The organism is Streptomyces lydicus (genome assembly GCF_000717345.1).
GTDB classification, from domain to species: Bacteria; Actinomycetota; Actinomycetes; order Streptomycetales; family Streptomycetaceae; genus Streptomyces; species Streptomyces lydicus.
Genome location: NZ_JNZA01000036.1, coordinates 73,914 through 90,686 on the forward strand (window position 1 = coordinate 73,914; position 16,773 = coordinate 90,686).

Genomic DNA, 16,773 nt, shown 5'->3' on the forward strand with positions numbered 1-16,773 from the left:
CAGCTCTCGCGTCACAGCCGCCCCACCGCGTGGGTGACCCTGGTTGACCGGCATCGTTTCCCCCGGTCACCGGATCGGGGCAGGGGCGCGTGACGCGGCCCGGCCCGGCCGGAGCCGGGCCGGGCCACAGGAGGGCTCCGGGGGGCGTCCCGCTAGGGGCTGTCGTTTGGATCAGGCCGGATCAGGGAGCGGGGTCTGGTGCCGTGCATCGCAAGGCGGAGGAGGGAGTCAGGGCGGAGCCCTGGCGACCTCCTCGCGCGGGTCGCTCTCGTAGACCACGAGGTCGGCGGGGGCGCCCTCGGTGAGGCCGGGGCGGCCGAGCCAGTCCCTGGCCCCCCAGGTGGTGGCGGAGAGGGCGGCGACGGCGGGCAGGCCGGCCCTGGTCAGTTCGAGGACCTCCTCGGCGACCAGGCCGTGGGCGAGCGAGCCGCCGGCGTCGGTGCCGGCGAAGACGGGCACACCGGCGTCGTAGGCGGCCCGTACGGTGTCGTAGCGGCGTTCGTGGAGGCGTCGCATGTGGTCCGCCCAGCGCGGGTACTTCCCCTGGCCACCGGCCGCGAGCTGCGGGAACGTGGCGATGTTGATCAGGGTGGGGACGATCGCGACGCCGCGTTCGGCGAACAGCGGGATGGTGTCGTCGGTGAGGCCGGTGGCGTGCTCGATGCAGTCGATCCCGGCCTCGACGAGGGGCGCGAGGGTCTCCTCGGCGAAGCAGTGGGCGGTCACCCGGGCGCCGAGCCGGTGCGCCTCGGCGATGGCCGCCTCGACCGCGCCCCGGGGCCAGCAGGCGGACAGGTCGCCGGTGGAGCGGTCGATCCAGTCGCCGACGAGCTTGACCCAGCCGTCGCCGCGGCGGGCCTCCTGGGCGACGTAGGCGACCAGGTCCTCGGGCTCGATCTCGTGCGCGTAGTTGCGGATGTAGCGCTTGGTGCGGGCGATGTGGCGGCCGGCCCGGATGATCCGCGGAAGGTCCTCGCGGTCGTCGACCCAGCGGGTGTCGGAGGGTGATCCTGCGTCGCGGATCAGCAGGGTGCCGGCGTCACGGTCCGTGAGCGCCTGTTTCTCGCTGGTGGGGGCGTCCACCGGGCCGTGTGCGTCCAGACCCACGTGACAGTGGGCGTCGACGAGGCCGGGCAGCGTCCAGCCCTCCACCGTGGTGGCATCGCGTGCCATGGCCGGCCGGTCGAAGGTGACGCGGCCGCCGACGACCCACAGCTCGTCGCGTACGTCGTCCGGCCCGACGAGGACCCTCCCCTTGAGGTGCAGCACCGCACCTTCACTCTTGGACGTCATACAGGCACTTTAGGCGGCGCGGCCGACCCGGCGGGGCGGGGTGGCGGGGGTTCTGGCGGCGGGGAACCGGGGGTGCCGGGAGCCGGGCGTTCCCGGCGATTTCCCATAATCGCGGCGCATGAGGTTGCGAGCCTTGTCATGGGTTTGCCGGGCAGGTTTACATAGGTCCTACGCAAGGTCTTCCACCGGCGAATTCCCAATTTCCTGGAAGTACAGCTTCCCGTATTCTTCTGCCCGCTTTTCCGCAGCTCAAACGCCAAGATTTTGCTAGTACGGATCCCGTAATTCGGACGCATCTCAGGAGCGTTACGCAGCTGTGACCGACTACACAGCGTGTCCGTTTCGCCCCGAACATCCTGGGCAAATCGTGACAAGTTTCAGCCCGATCGCACGCACAGGCGCGCCCGCGCGATAACACATCCAGCTCGTTTACGTAACCCCTGCCCGCGATGCAATTTCCTTTTCGCCTGGGTAAATTCAATTGCATGACCGCCGCACAAGCAGACCATGCAGGTGCCCGCAGCGATATCAGAGAAATTCCGGAGGGCTTCAAGCTCGACACTCCACGTGTGGAGGACGGGGCAGCGATCTGGCGCATCGCCCGTGACTCGAAGGCGCTGGACCTCAACTCGTCCTACAGCTACCTGCTGTGGTGTCGTGACTTCGCCGCCACCTCCGTCGTCGCCCGCGACGCGGAGGGCGAGCCGGCCGCCTTCCTCACCGGCTACCTCCGCCCCGAGCGCCCGGAGACCCTGGTCGTCTGGCAGATCGCCGTCGACGACGCGCACCGTGGCAAGGGGCTGGCGGCCGCACTCCTGGACGGACTGACGCTCCGTGCCAGGGACGAGCTGGGCATTCGTTACGTCGAGACCACCATCACACCCGACAACGCCGCGTCCAACAGGTTGTTCGCGTCCTTCGCCGAGCGGCACTCCGTGCCGGTCGAGCGCGAGGTGCTCTTCGATGCGGGGCTGTTCCCCGAGCAGGGCCACGAGCCGGAGGTGCTCCACCTCATAGGCCCGTTCGTGCCTCCCGCCCCTGTCCCCGGGTAGTAGCGCCCCCGGGCCGCGCGGCGACGGCGCCGCGCCGGCCCCGCGGATCCGGCCGCCCGCAAGGGGCCGCCGGCACCGCCCCCAGACTTCCTCATCCTTCGCACTCATCTCCCAGGAGCATGCTGTGACCATCACCCAGCCCGATCTGAGCGTCTTCGAGACCGTGGAGTCGGAGGTGCGCAGCTACTGCCGTGGCTGGCCCACCGTCTTCGACCGTGCCCAGGGCAGCCGTCTGATCGACGAGGACGGGCACACCTACCTGGACTTCTTCTCCGGAGCCGGGTCGCTCAACTACGGACACAACAACCCGGTCCTCAAACGCGCCCTGATCGACTACATCGAGCGGGACGGCATCACCCACGGCCTGGACATGTCCACCACGGCCAAGCGGGCGTTCCTGGAGTCGTTCCAGAACATCATCCTGCGGCCGCGTGACCTGCCTTACAAGGTCATGTTCCCCGGCCCGACGGGCGCCAACTCGGTCGAGGCGGCGCTGAAGCTCGCCCGCAAGGTCAAGGGCCGCGAGTCGATCGTGTCCTTCACCAACGCCTTCCACGGCATGTCGCTGGGCGCGCTCGCGGTCACCGGTAACTCCATGAAGCGGGCCGGCGCCGGTATTCCGCTGGTGCACGGCACCCCGATGCCGTTCGACAACTACCTGGACGGGGCGTACCCGGACTTCCTGTGGTTCGAGCGGCTGCTGGAGGACCAGGGTTCCGGCCTGAACACGCCCGCCGCGGTGATCGTGGAGACGGTCCAGGGCGAGGGCGGCATCAACGTGGCCCGCGCCGAGTGGCTGCGGGCGCTGGCCGACCTGTGCAAGCGCCGGGACATGCTGCTGATCGTCGACGACATCCAGATGGGCTGCGGCCGTACGGGTGCCTTCTTCTCCTTCGAGGAGGCGGGCATCGTGCCGGACATCGTCACCGTCTCGAAGTCGATCAGCGGCTACGGTCTGCCGCTGGCGCTCACCCTGTTCAAGCCTGAGCTGGACATCTGGGAGCCGGGCGAGCACAACGGCACGTTCCGCGGCAACAACCCGGCCTTCGTGACGGCCGCCGCCGCGCTGGACACCTACTGGGCCGACGGCCAGATGGAGAAGCAGACTCTCGCCCGCGGTGAGATCGTCGAAGCGCACCTCAAGGCCATCGTCGAGGAGCACCCGGGCGCCTTTGCCGAGTACCGCGGCCGCGGTCTGGTGTGGGGTCTGGAGTGCAACGACAAGAGCCTCGCGGGCCGTATCGCGGGCCGGGCCTTCGAGCTGGGCCTGCTGATCGAGACCTCCGGTCCGGAGAGCGAGGTCGTCAAACTGCTGCCCGCGCTGACCACCACCCCCGAGGAGCTGGACGAGGGCCTTCGGACCCTCGGCCGCGCGGTCCGCGACTGCGTCTGAGCCCCGTCAGAGTTCCTGCACGTTCGACAGAAAGGCACCGACCCACCGTGATCGTCCGATCCTTCAAGGACATCGAGGGCACCGACCGCCACGTCAAGGCCAAGTCCGGTACGTGGGAGAGCAAGCGCATCGTGCTCGCCAAGGAGCGCGTCGGGTTCTCGCTGCACGAGACCGTCCTGTACGCCGGTACGGAGACGTCGATGTGGTACGCGAACCACATCGAGGCCGTCGTCTGCGTCGAGGGCGAGGCCGAGCTGACCAACGACGAGACCGGCGAGAAGCACCTCATCACGCCCGGCGTGATGTACCTGCTCGACGGGCACGAGAAGCACACCATGCGGATCAAGGAGGACTTCCGCTGCCTGTGCGTCTTCAACCCGCCGGTCACCGGCCGCGAGGACCACGACGAGAACGGGGTCTACCCGGTTCTCACCGAGCCGGACCCGGAGCCGGAGAAGGTCTGAGGCGACCCCGGGCCGGCCCGTCAGGGCCGGCCGCGGAAGCCCCGCGTCACGCACGTGAGCCGGATTCCGTACGAGAGGAGAGGAAGGCAACACCATGACCACCGCACCCGAGCGCATCGCCGACCTGTACCCGACCCGGGGGACCGCCGAGGTCATCACCCCGCGGAAGGACCCGGTGGTGTGGTCGCAGCCCGGAGCGGCCGGCCCGTTCGCGCCGTCCGAGCTGAGCGACTTCGAACGCGACGGCTTTTTCGCCATCGGGGAGCTGCTGACGGCGGAAGAAGTCGCGGTGTACCGCGCCGAACTGGACCGGCTGGTGCTCGACCCGGAGATGCGCGCCGACCCGCGCTCCATCGTCGAGCCGAAGTCGCAGAGCGTCCGGTCCGTCTTCGAGGTGCACAAGATCAGTGAGGTGTTCGCCAAGCTGGTCTCCGACCCGCGGGTGGTCGGCCGGGCCCGGCAGATCCTCGGTTCGGACGTCTACGTCCACCAGTCGCGGATCAATGTGAAGCCCGGCTTCGGTGCTTCCGGCTTCTACTGGCACTCGGACTTCGAGACCTGGCACGCGGAGGACGGGCTGCCGAACATGCGGACCGTGTCCGTGTCGATCGCGCTGACCGAGAACTACGACACCAACGGCGGCCTGATGATCATGCCTGGTTCGCACCAGCACTTCGTCGGCTGCGAGGGCGAGACGCCGAAGGACCACTACAAGCGGTCGCTCCAGATGCAGGACGCGGGCATCCCGTCGGACGAGGTGCTGACGAAGATGGCGGACAAGCACAGCATCCGGCTGTTCACGGGCAAGGCCGGTTCGGCGACGTGGTTCGACTGCAACGCCATGCACGGCTCGGGTGACAACATCACGCCGTACCCCCGCAGCAATGTGTTCATCGTCTTCAACAGCGTGGAGAATGCCGCGGTGGAGCCGTTCGCGGCGCCGGTGCGGCGCCCGGAATACATCGGGGCCCGGGACTTCACCCCGGTGCGCTGAGTACGGTGACGTAGACGAGAGCGTTACCGGTGGCGCGGTCGTCGCACAGCAGGGTCTGTGCGGCGGCCGCGCCGCCTTCGTGTGCGAGGAGGGGCTGATGAGGGCGGACCGGCTGCCGGGGATCGTGGCGCGCGACCATGTGCTCGAAGTGCCGCTGGATCATGACGATCCGGGCGGGGAACGGCTGGAGGTGTACGGCCGGGAGGTGGTGGCCGCCGGGCGGGAGCGGGACGAGCTGCCGTGGCTGGTGTATCTGCAGGGCGGCCCCGGGTGTCCGTCGCCGCGGCCGGTGGGGCGGGAGTCCTGGCTGAAGCGGGCGCTGGAGGACCACCGGGTGCTGCTGCTGGACCAGCGCGGTACGGGGCGGTCGACGCCGGCGAACCGGCAGACGCTGCCGCTGCGCGGCGGCCCGGAGCAGCAGGCGGCGTACCTGGCGCATTTCCGGGCGGACGCGATCGTGCGGGACGCCGAGCTGTTCCGCCGTCGCCTGGTCCCGGACGGCGGGCCGTGGAGCGTGCTGGGCCAGAGCTTCGGCGGTTTCTGCACGGTCGGTTACCTCTCCCGGGCGCCGGAGGCGCTGTCGGCGGCGTACATCACGGGTGGGCTGCCCGGTCTGGACGCGAGTGCCGAGGACGTGTACCGGGCGGCGTATCCGCGGGTGGCGCGGAAGAACGCGGCGCACTACGCGCGGTATCCCGACGACGTGGCGGCGGTGCGGCGGATCGTGGGGTATCTGCGGGAGCACGTGGTGCGGCTGCCCGGCGGGGGGCTGCTGACCGCGGAGGCGTTCCTGTCGCTGGGGCTGATGCTGGGCAGCGGCGACGGGTCGCACACACTGCACCACCTCGTGAGTGAGGCGTGGGTGACGGGCCCGGCCGGCCCGGAGCCGGCCGACGCGTTCCTGGAGGCCGTGCAGGGTCAGCTGTCGCATGCCGCGACGCCGTTGTTCGCGGTGCTGCACGAGACGATCTACGGGCAGCGGTCGGTGGACGCGGGGCCGACGGGCTGGGCGGCGGAGCGGGTGCGGCGGCAACTGGCGCCGGCGGACGCGGCGTTCGACGTGGACGCGGCGCTGGCCGGGGACGGGCCGGTGTATTTCACCGGGGAGATGATGTTCCCGTGGATGTTCGACACGGATCCGGCGCTGCGGCCGTTGAAGGAGACCGCGCACGCGCTGGCGGAGCGGACGGACTGGCCGGATCTGTACGACGCCGGGCGGCTGGCCGGCAACGAGGTGCCGGCCGCGGCGGCGGTCTACTTCGACGACATGTACGTCGACACCGGTCACGCGCTGCGGACCGCGGAGCAGATCCGGGGCATGCGGGTGTGGGTGACGAACGAGTGGGAGCACGACGGGCTGCGGGTCAGTGACGGGGCGGTGCTGGACCGGCTGGTGCGGATGGTGCGCGGAGAGGTGTGAGCGGGCCGGCGGGGCGCACGGAGCGCCCCGCCGGTGCGTCGCCGCGTCGCTGCGTGCTCAGTCGGTCAGGGCCGGGTAGTCGAGGTAGCCGCTGTCGTCGCCGCCGTAGAAGCTGGCGCGATCGGGGGTGTTGAAGGGGCCGCCGGCGGCGAGGCGGCGGGGCAGGTCCGGGTTGGCGAGGAAGAGCGCGCCGTACGCCAGCAGGTCGGCCCGGCCCTCCTCGACGAGCGGGAGCTCTTCGGGGCCGGTGGGGCGGCCGTCGGTGACCGGGTTGAGGACGAAGGTGCCGCCGAAGCGCTTGCGCAGCCGGGCCAGCAGGTCCTGGTCGCGGACGTCGCAGCTGTGCAGGTAGGCCAGGCCCAGCGGGGCGACCGCTTCGACGAGCGCGGTGTAGGTGGCCTCGGGGGCGGGCTCGGAGATGTCGTTGAAGGTGTTGCCCGGGGAGATGCGCAGGCCGGTGCGGTGGGCGCCGATCGCATCGGCGACGGCCCGCACGACCTCGATGGCGAAGCGGGCGCGGGCTTCGTCGGAGCCGCCCCACTCGTCGGTGCGCAGGTTGCTGTTGGGGGCGAGGAACTGGTGGATGAGGTAGCCGTTGGCGCCGTGGATCTCGACTCCGTCGAAGCCGGCGTCGAGGGCATTGCGGGCGGCGGTGGCGAAGCCGGCGATCGTCTCGGCTATCTCCTGGCCGGTCAGTTCGCGGGGCGTGACGAAGTCCTTGAGGCCCTCGTGGGTGAAGCCCTGGCCGGCCGCGGCCACCGGTGAGGGGGCGACGGGCACCAGGCCGTCGGGCAGCAGCACGGGGTGGCCGATCCGGCCGCCGTGCCACAGCTGCGCGAAGATCGTGCCGCCCGCGGCGTGCACGGAGTCGGTGACCGCACGCCATCCGGCGACCTGTTCCGGGGTGTGCAGGCCCGGGGTGAGCGGGTAGCCGCGGCCGACGGGGGTGGTCTGGGTGGCTTCGGTGATGATGAGTCCGGCGGAGGCCCGCTGGGTGTAGTAGCGGACCATCGAGGGGGTGGGGACGCCTTCGGCGGTGGCGCGGTTGCGGGTCATCGGCGCCATCACGAGGCGGTTGGCGAGCGGGATGCCGGCGAGGTCGACGGGGTCGAAAGCGGTGGTCACTGAAGGGGCCTCTCAACTGCTGTCCGGAGCACGGTGTCAGACGTGACGTCAGCGGTGCCAACATCGCCGGCGGGACCCCGCATTCCCGGGGCCGCTGTCCGGTGTCAGTCCAGCAGGGACAGCAGCCGGTCGACGTCGTCGGTGGAGTTGTAGAGGTGGAAGGACGCGCGCAGCAGCCCGCCGCGTACGGAGATCTTCACGCCGGCCTCGGTGAGCCGGTCCTCGGCGTCCGTGAGGCCGGGGGTGGAGACGATGGCGGAGCCGGGCGCGGGGCGGGGCGTCAGGCCGCGTTCGGTGAGCCGCTCGCGGTAGTACGCGGCGAGCGCGGTGTCGTGGGCGTGGATCGCGGCCACACCGAGTTCCTCGATGAGGGCGAGCGACTGTTCGGCGCCGACGTACGAGAAGAAGGCGTGCGGTTCGTCGAAGCGGCGGGCGGTGGTGGCCGGGGTGATCAGGCCGTAGTTGGACGCGGCGAGGTCCTCGCCGGCCACCCAGCCGGCGTGCAGCGCGGCCGGCCAGCCGGGGCCGTCGGTGCGGTCGCCGCGGTCGCCGCCGAAGGCCATGAAGGTGGTGCCGCGCGGGCACAGCAGCCATTTGAAGGCGCCGGCGACGAGGTAGTCGAAGTCGAGGGCGCGCAGCGGCAGCCAGCCGGCGGCCTGGGTGGCGTCGACGAAGGTGCGGGCGCCGTGGGTCCGGGCGGCTTCCCGTACGGCGGCGAGGTCGGCGATCCGGCCGTCGAGCGACTGGACGGCGCTGAAGGCGACCAGCGCGGTGCCGGGGCGCACCTCGTCGGCGAGCGCTTCCAGGGGGACGGTGCGCAGCTTGATGCCCGGGTGGGTGCCGAGCGGGTTGACCAGGGAGCTGAAGTCGCCTTCGGGGGCGAGGACTTCGGCGCCCGCCGGGAGGGACGCGGCGATCAGCGCGGACTGGACGGCGACGGAACTGCCGAGGGCGACCCGCTCGGCGGGGACGCCCACCAGCCGGGCGAAGGCGGCCCGGGAGGCTTCGGCGGCGGCGAAGTAGTCGCGGCCCATCGTGCCGTGCGAGGCGGATTCGTCGAGGGCCGCGCGCACTGCGGCGGCGCTGCGGCGTGGAAGGAGTCCGCTGGAGGCGGAGTTGAGGTACGTCGTCCCGGGCGCGAATTCGGCCCCGCCGAGTGGCTCATGTCGCTGCATGACCCCACTGTGCTCGGCGGGGGCCGGTCGCGTCCATTGTCTTTCGGACGGTGTCAGACGCCGGGTACGGCGCAGCCCTCGTCCCCGCAGACCTCGCCGTCGGGAGCGGCGAGGGTCTGGATCGCGCCGTCGGCGTGGGCCCGCTCCAGGGCCTGGCGGAAGACGTCGGCGGGCTGGCCGCCGGAGATGCCGTAGCGGCGGTCGATGACGAAGAAGGGGACGCCGGTGGCGCCGAGCGCGGCGGCCTCGCGCTCGTCGGCGCGTACCTCCTGGGCGTACGCGGCGGGGTCGGCGAGCACCCGGGCGGCTTCCTCGGCGGGCAGGCCGGCGGCGGTGGCGATCTCCTGGAGGACGGCGGGGTCGCCGAGCGGGCGGGCCTCGGCGAAGTTGGCCCGGTAGAGGGCGTCGAGCAGGGCGTCCTGGACGCCGTGGGCCTTGCCGGCGTGCAGCAGCCGGTGCAGGTCGAAGGTGTTGCCGTGGATGCGGTCGGAGCGGTAGTCCAGGCCCTCGCCGGCGGCGGCGTCGGCGACCCGGGCCTCCATGGCCTCGGCCTCGTCGCGGCTGACGCGGTACTTCGAGGCCAGCATGTCGAGGACCGGGATGTCGGTGGGGGCGGGCGCGTCCGGGTCGAGCTCGAAGGAGCGGTGGACCACCTCGACGCCGTCGCGGTGGGCGAAGGCGGCGAGACCGGCCTCGAAGCGGGCCCTGCCGATGTAGCACCAGGGGCAGGCGATGTCGGACCAGATTTCGACGCGCATGAGCTGACTTTCCTCGTCGGGACGTGTTCCGGTGCAACCTCGGGGGGCGGCGGGCTATTCCGTGGGTACGGTCCGGGCATGACCTCGCCACAGGGATTCCTCGACTTCTGGGAGACGACCGGGTCCGCGAAGACCTTCACCCATCCGCTCGATCCGGAGCTGCTGGCCGCGTACGTGCCGCGCGGGGCGCGGGTGCTGGACTACGGCTGCGGTTACGGGCGGCTGACCGCGGAGCTGGCCGGGCTCGGCTACCGCGAGGTGCGCGGGGTGGATGTGTCGGCGGCGCTGGTCGCGCGGGGGCGGCGGGAGCATCCGGAGCTGGATCTGCTGCGGTGGGCGGGGTTCCCGCTGCCGTTCGGGGCGGGCTCGTTCGATGCGGCGCTGCTGTTCGCGGTGCTGACGTGCGTGCCGGGGGACGCGGAGCAGGCGGCGATCGCCGGGGAGCTGGGGCGGCTGGTGCGGCCCGGCGGGGTGCTGTATCTGAGCGACGTACCGGTGCAGGGTGATGCGCTCAACCAGGAGCGGTACGCGCGGTTCGCGGCGCGGTACGGCACGTACGGGGTGTTCGAGACGCCGGACGGCGGGGTGTTCCGGCACCATCCGCCGGAGCGGCTGCGGGGGCTGGTGCGGGCGGCGGGATTCTCGGTGGTGGCGGAGCGGACCGGCCGGGTGGGCACGCTGGACGGGCGGACGGCGGAGCGGCTGCAGCTCATCGCACGGCGGGAGGGCCCTGCGGCGCCGGGTGCGGGCGGGGCGGCAGCTCCAGCGTCAGGGTGAGGTGGGTGGCGTCGGGGGCGGGGCGGCGGCCGGGGTCGGGGTGCCAGCCGAGGCGGGCGTAGAAGGCGCGGGCACGGCGGTTGTGCCACTGGACGTCGAGGACGGCCCGGGCGTAGCCGGCCGTGTGCCAGGCGTGCAGGCAGGCGGTGTGCAGGGCGCGGCCGACGCCGGTGCCCCAGTGGGCGGGGTCGACGTGCAGCTGGTGGAGTTCGACGGTGGGCCGGGGCCGGTCGGTGCCTCGGGGGTCCCCCCACAGCGTTGCGGCGTGGGGCAGGTAGGTGGCGGCGCCGAGGACGGTGCCGCGGCGTTCGGCGCACAGGGCGGGGGTGTCGTCGCAGTCCAGGACGCGGGCCCAGGCGTCGTGCCGGCGGGCGTGCTCGGCGGGGGCGTCGAACGGCGTGTGGGGGTGCCGGGCGCGATGGTGGGCGGCGCGGGCGCCGGCGTGCAGCGCGGCGATGGCCGCCAGGTCCGCGCGGGTGGCGGCGCGGACCCGGACGGCGGTGTCGTGGGGAGCGGGGTGCACGGCTACGGGTGCTCGGCGCGGCCGTCGACCCGGCGGGGCAGGCCGAGCGGGTTGTCCTCGCGCAGTTCGGGCGGCAGCAGGGCGGGCGGGGTGTCCTGGTACGCGACCGGGCGCAGCCAGCGTTCGATGGCGGTGCCGCCGACGGAGGTGGCGGTGGAGGTGGTGGCCGGGTAGGGGCCGCCGTGGTGCTGGGCGGGGGCGACGGCGACGCCGGTGGGCCAGCCGTTGACGACGACGCGGCCGGCGAGCGGGGTGACCTCGGCGAGCAGCCGGGCGCCGCGCCCCGCCCCGTCGGTGCCGGCGCCCTCCTCGTCGCCGAGCTGCAGGGTCGCGGTGAGGTTGCCGGGGAGCCGGGCGAGGACGGCGCCGATCTCGGCCTCGTCGGTGTAGCGGGCGACGACGGTGACCGGGCCGAAGCACTCCTCCAGCAGGAGGTCGTGCGGTCCGTCGGCGGCGAGGCGGGCGGCGGGTACGGCGAGGAAGCCGGCGCTGACGGTGTGTTCGCCGCCCGCGCCCGGGGTCACCGGCGCCTCGACGTCGGGGAGTGCGGCGCGGGAGCGGACGCCGTCGAGGAACGCGTCGCGCATGCGGTGGTCGAGCAGTACCCCGGCCTCGGTGTCGCTGACCGCGGCGGTCAGCGCCTTCAGCAGCCGGTCGCCGGTGGCTCCCGCGGGCGCGAGGACCAGACCGGGCTTGACGCAGAACTGGCCGACGCCGAGGGTCATCGAGCCGGCCAGCCCGGCGCCGATCTGCTCGGCGCGCTCCTCGGCCGCGGCCTCGGTGATCACGACGGGGTTGAGGCTGCCCAGTTCGCCGTGGAAGGGGATGGGGTGCGGGCGGGCCGCGGCCGCGTCGTACAGCGCGCGCCCGCCGCGCACCGAGCCGGTGAAGCCGGCGGCGCTGATCAGCGGGTGCCGGACGAGGTCGAGACCGGCCTGGAAGCCGTGGACCACGTTGACCACGCCGGCAGGCAGGCCGACGTCGGCCGCGGCGCGGCGCAGCAGCGCGGCGCACAGCTCGGAGGTGGCGGGGTGGTCGGGGTGGGCCTTGACGACGACGGGGCATCCTGCGGCGAGGGCGCTGGCGGTGTCACCGCCGGGGACGGAGAAGGCGAGCGGGAAGTTGGAGGCGGCGTAGACCGCGACCGGGCCGAGCGGGATCTTGTAGCGGCGCAGGTCGGGCCGGGGCGGGGCGAGGCCGGGGTCGGCGTGGTCGATCAGCACGCCGAGGAAGGCGCCCTCGTCGACGATGTCGGCGAAGGCGCGCAACTGGTAGGTGGTGCGGCCCAGTTCGCCGGTGAGCCGGCCGGGGCCGAGTGCGGTCTCGGCGTCGGCGACCCCGACGACGGCCTCGCCGGCCTCGTCGAGGAGCGTGGCGGCGCGGCGCAGCAGCGCGGCGCGGGCGGCCCGGTCGGCGAGCGCGCCGCGGGCGGCGTGGGCAGCGCGTACCGAGGCGTCCACCTCGTCGGCTGTGGCTTCCACCGCAACCTGCTCCCGCCGCTTCCCGGTTCGGGGGTCGACACTCCAGACTGGTGTTGCTGCTGCCGCTGCCACCGTGCATTCCTCCCGGGCGATGCCGTGCCGAGTCGTTCTGAGGGTTCCGGGACCGTCCGGACCTTGCAGCACACCGGACCTCGTTCGATATGCTGAACGCCATCCCGGATGATGAACAACTGGGACTCTATGGCTGTCCGAACAGAGGGGTCAAGAGCGATGTCAGCTGCCGATACCGGTGGATCGCAGGTCAAGTCGGCGGTGCGGACGGTCGAGTTGCTCGAGTACTTCGCGGGCCTGCCCGGCATGCACTCGCTGGCCTCCGTCCAGGAAGCCGTCGGCTACCCCAAGTCCAGCCTGTACATGCTGCTGCGCACCCTCGTCGACCTGGGCTGGGTCGAGACGGACGCCACCGGCACCCGCTACGGCATCGGCGTACGGGCGCTGCTGGTCGGCACGTCGTACATCGACGGCGACGAGGTGGTGGCCGCGGCCCGCCCCACGCTGGACCGGCTCTCCGACGACACCACCGAGACCATCCACCTCGCCCGCCTCGACGGCACCAACGTCGTCTACCTCGCCACCCGGCAGTCGCAGCACTACCTGCGGCCCTTCACCCGGGTCGGCCGGCGGCTGCCCGCGCACTCCACCTCGCTGGGCAAGGCGCTGCTGGCGACGTACACCGACGACCAGGTCCGGGCGATGCTGCCGCCGACCCTCGCGCAGCTGACCGAGCACACCCTGACCGACCGCGAGCAGCTGATCGAGGAGCTGCACGCGGTGCGCGAGCAGGGCTACGCGGTCGACCGCGAGGAGAACACCCTGGGCCTGCGCTGCTTCGGCGTCGCGATCCCGTACCGCACCCCGGCCCGGGACGCGATCAGCTGCTCGGTGCCGGTGGCCCGGCTGACCCCCGACCACGAGCAGATGATCAAGGACACGCTCTTCGACGCCCGTGACCGGCTGACGCTCGCCACCCGGCGGCTGTGACCGGCTGACGAACGCCCCGGCGCCTGCGACCCGCGGGGCGGCGCCCCTCCCCCGCGCGGCGGAGGCGGATCACCGGTACGGCCGAGGCGGCCGGACCGGGCCGCCGGAAGCCTGGACGGCATGAGCACTCACACCACCCGAGCCGCCCCGGCCCGCACCGCCCGCACCGTGCTGCGCGTGACCACGCTGGCCGCCTGCGTCCCGTACCTCACACTGAAGATCGCCTGGATCGCGGGCAGCCGCATCGGCATCCCGGAGGGCAGCGCGCTGCGCCGGGACGGCAACTCCCTGATGGCGCTCAACGCGCTCACCGTGCTGATGGACGCGGCCGTCATCGCGCTGGCCTTCCTGCTGACCCGGCCGTGGGGACAGCGGGTCCCGTCCTGGCTGTTGGCGCTGCCCATGTGGTGCGCGACCGGTCTGCTCGCGCCGATCGTCGCGGTCTTCCCCGCCCAGACGCTGGCCGCGGCGGTACGGGGCGGCCCGCCCGGCGCCGGCGGCGGCAGCCCGGACGCACTGCTCGCCCCCTGGGTCTGGAGTCTCGTCTACACCGGCTTCATCGTGCAGGCGCTGGCGCTCGGCACGCTGTTCGTGCTCTACGCCAGGGAGCGCTGGGCCCACCTGTGGCGGGGCCGCATCGGCACGCTCCCCGACAGTCCCACCCGGTCCGCACGCCGGCTGACCGCCGCCGCGGTGGCCGTACTGAGCCTGCTGCCCGCCACGACGCATCTGCTGTGGGCGAGCGGCAGCACCACCGGACTGAACGCCGCACGGGCGGCCGCGACAGACCTCGACTCCCGTCTGAACGACGCCGGTTACGTCCTCTTCGCGCTGCTCACGGCGGTCGGGGCGCTGACCCTCGGCTACGGACGCAGCCGCCGCGTCCCGCTGCTGCTGCCGCTGGCCGCCACCTGGATCGGCTCCGGTGCGCTCGCCGGCTGGGGCGGCTGGCTGACGCTGACCACCCTCTCCGTCAGCGCCGGCGATCCGAAGCTGCCCTCGCCCCTGTTGAGCCTGACCTACGCTGTGCAGATGATCGTCGGGATGCTCGTGGCAGTGGCCGGTGCCCACTTCTTCGCCGAACGCGAGGCCGCGCGGTGCGCATAGCCCGCCGCCACCGGAGGCAGCTCCGGCTGCTGGGTGCCCGCTGGATCCATCTCGTCCTGGGCGGCGCGCTGTTGATGCCGTTCTACCTGCTGGCGTCGGTCTTCGTGGGGCTGGTGACGGACGGCGCCGATCCGCTGCGCAACGTGGCCGCGCAACTCCTCTCGTTCGGCTGCGCACTGCCGCTCGCCGCCCTGGCCGCCCTCCTCCTCCCGCAGTTGCGGCCCCTGGAGGTGGCCGCCGTACGGACGCTGTGCTTCATCCCGGCGGAGCGGCTGGCCGACGGCCCGGCCCCCTCCTGGGCGGCCCGTCGGCGCACCGCACTGTGGTTCGTGGCGCATCTGCTGGCCGGCGGGGTCGTCAGCGGCATGACACTGGCCACGCCGCCGGCCGCGGTGGTGCTGCTGGTACTGCCGTTCACGGCCCCGCTGCAGCGCTCCGTGCCGCCCTGGATGCAGGACCTCCCCGGTGCGCTCGGCCCGCTCGCCGGGCTGGGCCTGCTGGCCCTCGTCGTCGCCACCGCCTGGGCGTGCGGGGTGCTGCTGGCCCGCTGCGCGCCCGCGCTGCTGGGGCCCACGCCCGCGGACCGGCTGGCCGCCGCCGAGCGCCGGGCCGCCGATCTGGCCACCCGCAACCGGCTGGCCCGCGAACTGCACGACTCCGTGGGGCACGCGCTGAGCGCGGTCACCCTCCAGGCGAGCGCCGCCCGCCGGGTGCTCGACGAGGATCCGGAGTTCGCCCGTCAGGCGCTCACTGCCATCGAGGAGACCACCCGCGCGGCGGTCGCCGAACTCGACACCGTACTGGGGCTGTTGCGCGAGGAGGACGGCACCGACCCGGCGGCGCCCGCGCCCACTCTGGACGGACTGGACGAGCTGCTCGCCCGGACCCGTGCGGCGGGGGTGGCGGTGGAGGCAGCGGTCGAGGAACGGTGCGCCGGGCTGCCGCCGGTGGTCTCACGGGAGGCGTACCGGATCGTGCAGGAGGGCCTGAGCAATGCGCTGCGGCACGCCGGACCGGTACCCGTACGACTGCAACTGCGCTTGCGGGGCGATCAGTTGACGCTGCGGATGGAGAATCCGGTGGCGGCGGGTGGCGCCGGCCCGGACCCGGCCGTCCCGACGGCGCGTACCGGTGGCGGCCGGGGGCTGCGCGGTATCGCCGAGCGCGCCCGGCTGCTGGGCGGCGAGGCGACGGCCACGGCCACGGACGGCGTATGGCGGCTGACGGCGCGGCTGCCACTGGCGGGGAAGAGCGCGCACACGGGGGCGGACGGGTCATGAGCAGGACGCGCAACGAGCACACAACGGGGACGGGCACACCATGAGCACGACGCACCACGGCGACACCGGTGACGGTCCTGGCGGCGGGACGGACGATCCCTCCGCGGGCGCCCGCTCCCGGCAGGCATTGCGGATCGTCCTCGCCGACGACGAGCGGATGGTGCGTACGGCGCTGCGCGCGATCCTGGGCGCCGAGGACGACATGGAGGTCGTCGGCGAGGCGGCGACCGGCGCCGAGGCGGTACCCCTGATCCGCCGGCTGCGCCCGGACATCGTGCTGATGGATGTGCGGATGCCGGAGATCGACGGGATCCGCGCGACCGAGCAGGTGCTCGCCGGAATGGACCGGCCGCCGCGCATCATCGTCGTGACGACCTTCGAGAACGACGCGTACGTGTACGACGCGCTGCGGGTCGGGGCCAGCGGCTTCCTGCTCAAACGGTCCGGTGCGGAGGACCTGGTCCAGGCGGTGCGGCTGGTGGCGCGCAGCGACTCGCTGCTGTTCCCGGCGGCGGTGCGCAGGCTGGCCGCCCGGCACGCCGGGGAGCGGGCCGCGCGGGACACCGTGCGGGAGTTGCGGGCCCGGCTGTCGGAACGGGAGCGGGCGGTGCTGCGGCTGATGGCGGCCGGGCTGACGAACGCCGAGATCGCGGGGCGGCTGGGCGTCGGACCGGCCACGGTGAAGACACATGTGGCGGGCGTGCTGGCCAAGCTGGGGGTGCGGGACCGGACGCAGGCGGTCATCGCCGCGTACGAGTGCGGCTTCGTCCGCCCGGGGTGACGGCCTCGTAGGGGGCGCCCCGTAAGGGTTCGGTGGGCCCCCGGTGGTTGCCCTGCCCGTCGCGGAGGGGCGGGACGCGGGGGCCGTCCCGGAACTGTCCCGGAGCCACCCCGGAGCCGCCCCGGAGCCGCCCCGGAAGCGAGATCGG

16 protein-coding genes are annotated in these 16,773 nt (G+C 73.0%); 10 read left to right on the plus strand and 6 right to left on the minus strand.

All coding sequences use genetic code 11. From position 1 onward, the window contains the following. Positions 1-228: 228 nt before the first annotated feature. Entirely contained in the window at positions 229-1,293 is a 1,065-nt protein-coding gene (locus OO62_RS28640; protein ID WP_078617400.1) for an amidohydrolase family protein, read from the minus strand. Positions 1,294-1,778: 485 nt separating this feature from the next. On the opposite strand from OO62_RS28640, the gene ectA reads away from it, so the two are divergent. The 5 genes from ectA to OO62_RS28665 all read left to right on the plus strand — a co-directional run bounded on the left by ectA (position 1,779) and on the right by OO62_RS28665 (position 6,616). Next, positions 1,779-2,345: a diaminobutyrate acetyltransferase gene (ectA, locus tag OO62_RS28645; RefSeq protein WP_180290016.1), complete on the plus strand. Its 567-nt coding sequence runs from the start codon at positions 1,779-1,781 to the stop codon at positions 2,343-2,345. Between the two features lie 124 nt (positions 2,346-2,469). Continuing rightward, complete coding sequence (ectB, locus tag OO62_RS28650; protein ID WP_033270528.1) at positions 2,470-3,738, plus strand: diaminobutyrate--2-oxoglutarate transaminase; 1,269 nt, start codon at positions 2,470-2,472, stop codon at positions 3,736-3,738. 47 nt (positions 3,739-3,785) lie between these two features. Then, positions 3,786-4,202, plus strand: coding sequence for an ectoine synthase (locus OO62_RS28655; protein WP_033270529.1), 417 nt, complete (start codon positions 3,786-3,788; stop codon positions 4,200-4,202). 94 nt (positions 4,203-4,296) lie between these two features. Further along, positions 4,297-5,196, plus strand: a complete 900-nt coding sequence (gene thpD / locus OO62_RS28660; RefSeq protein WP_033270530.1) for an ectoine hydroxylase — start codon at positions 4,297-4,299, stop codon at positions 5,194-5,196. A gap of 97 nt (positions 5,197-5,293) precedes the next feature. Continuing rightward, complete coding sequence (locus OO62_RS28665; RefSeq protein WP_033270531.1) at positions 5,294-6,616, plus strand: alpha/beta fold hydrolase; 1,323 nt, start codon at positions 5,294-5,296, stop codon at positions 6,614-6,616. A gap of 57 nt (positions 6,617-6,673) precedes the next feature. Here the strand turns inward: OO62_RS28665 and OO62_RS28670 are convergent, their stop codons facing one another. From OO62_RS28670 to OO62_RS28680, 3 genes are all read right to left on the minus strand, one after another. Next, positions 6,674-7,741, minus strand: a complete 1,068-nt coding sequence (locus tag OO62_RS28670; protein ID WP_033270532.1) for an alkene reductase — start codon at positions 7,739-7,741, stop codon at positions 6,674-6,676. A gap of 104 nt (positions 7,742-7,845) precedes the next feature. Then, positions 7,846-8,916 (minus strand): aminotransferase class V-fold PLP-dependent enzyme, encoded by a 1,071-nt coding sequence (locus tag OO62_RS28675; RefSeq protein ID WP_033270533.1) that lies wholly within the window; start codon positions 8,914-8,916, stop codon positions 7,846-7,848. Positions 8,917-8,969: 53 nt separating this feature from the next. After that, positions 8,970-9,674: a DsbA family oxidoreductase gene (locus tag OO62_RS28680; protein ID WP_033270534.1), complete on the minus strand. Its 705-nt coding sequence runs from the start codon at positions 9,672-9,674 to the stop codon at positions 8,970-8,972. Positions 9,675-9,752: 78 nt separating this feature from the next. Here OO62_RS28680 and OO62_RS28685 point away from each other — a divergent pair, with 78 nt between their 5' ends. Continuing rightward, positions 9,753-10,451, plus strand: coding sequence for a class I SAM-dependent methyltransferase (locus OO62_RS28685; protein ID WP_033270535.1), 699 nt, complete (start codon positions 9,753-9,755; stop codon positions 10,449-10,451). Here the strand turns inward: OO62_RS28685 and OO62_RS28690 are convergent. Continuing rightward, entirely contained in the window at positions 10,384-10,974 is a 591-nt protein-coding gene (locus OO62_RS28690) for a GNAT family N-acetyltransferase (RefSeq protein ID WP_033270536.1), read from the minus strand. The genes OO62_RS28685 and OO62_RS28690 overlap by 68 nt on opposite strands. Positions 10,975-10,976: 2 nt before the next feature. Next, positions 10,977-12,527: an aldehyde dehydrogenase (NADP(+)) gene (locus OO62_RS28695; protein ID WP_078617401.1), complete on the minus strand. Its 1,551-nt coding sequence runs from the start codon at positions 12,525-12,527 to the stop codon at positions 10,977-10,979. A 159-nt stretch (positions 12,528-12,686) separates the two neighbouring features. Between OO62_RS28695 and OO62_RS28700 the strand changes: the two genes are divergently transcribed. The 4 genes from OO62_RS28700 (at position 12,687) to OO62_RS28715 (ending at position 16,625) form a co-directional block, all read left to right on the plus strand. Next, on the plus strand, positions 12,687-13,457 hold the full coding sequence (locus tag OO62_RS28700; protein WP_033270538.1) for an IclR family transcriptional regulator: 771 nt from the start codon (positions 12,687-12,689) through the stop codon (positions 13,455-13,457). A gap of 120 nt (positions 13,458-13,577) precedes the next feature. Next, positions 13,578-14,564 carry an aromatic ring-opening dioxygenase LigA gene (locus OO62_RS28705; protein ID WP_051733682.1) on the plus strand — a complete coding sequence of 329 codons (987 nt, stop codon included), beginning with the start codon at positions 13,578-13,580 and terminating at the stop codon, positions 14,562-14,564. Positions 14,565-14,638: 74 nt separating this feature from the next. Continuing rightward, positions 14,639-15,844: a sensor histidine kinase gene (locus OO62_RS28710; protein WP_051733686.1), complete on the plus strand. Its 1,206-nt coding sequence runs from the start codon at positions 14,639-14,641 to the stop codon at positions 15,842-15,844. A 40-nt stretch (positions 15,845-15,884) separates the two neighbouring features. Then, entirely contained in the window at positions 15,885-16,625 is a 741-nt protein-coding gene (locus OO62_RS28715) for a response regulator transcription factor (protein ID WP_078617402.1), read from the plus strand. Positions 16,626-16,773: the final 148 nt, after the last annotated feature.

Excerpts from the sequence above, each read along its gene's own strand:
- OO62_RS28640 (WP_078617400.1), bottom strand. The coding sequence starts at position 1,293 with ATGACGTCCAAGAGTGAAGGTGCGGTGCTGCACCTCAAGGGGAGGGTC.
- ectA (WP_180290016.1), top strand. The coding sequence starts at position 1,779 with ATGACCGCCGCACAAGCAGACCATGCAGGTGCCCGCAGCGATATCAGA.
- thpD (WP_033270530.1), top strand. The coding sequence starts at position 4,297 with ATGACCACCGCACCCGAGCGCATCGCCGACCTGTACCCGACCCGGGGG.
- OO62_RS28665 (WP_033270531.1), top strand. The coding sequence starts at position 5,294 with ATGAGGGCGGACCGGCTGCCGGGGATCGTGGCGCGCGACCATGTGCTC.
- OO62_RS28675 (WP_033270533.1), bottom strand. The coding sequence starts at position 8,916 with ATGCAGCGACATGAGCCACTCGGCGGGGCCGAATTCGCGCCCGGGACG.
- OO62_RS28680 (WP_033270534.1), bottom strand. The coding sequence starts at position 9,674 with ATGCGCGTCGAAATCTGGTCCGACATCGCCTGCCCCTGGTGCTACATC.
- OO62_RS28685 (WP_033270535.1), top strand. The coding sequence starts at position 9,753 with ATGACCTCGCCACAGGGATTCCTCGACTTCTGGGAGACGACCGGGTCC.
- OO62_RS28700 (WP_033270538.1), top strand. The coding sequence starts at position 12,687 with ATGTCAGCTGCCGATACCGGTGGATCGCAGGTCAAGTCGGCGGTGCGG.
- OO62_RS28705 (WP_051733682.1), top strand. The coding sequence starts at position 13,578 with ATGAGCACTCACACCACCCGAGCCGCCCCGGCCCGCACCGCCCGCACC.
- OO62_RS28710 (WP_051733686.1), top strand. The coding sequence starts at position 14,639 with ATGCCGTTCTACCTGCTGGCGTCGGTCTTCGTGGGGCTGGTGACGGAC.
- OO62_RS28715 (WP_078617402.1), top strand. The coding sequence starts at position 15,885 with ATGAGCACGACGCACCACGGCGACACCGGTGACGGTCCTGGCGGCGGG.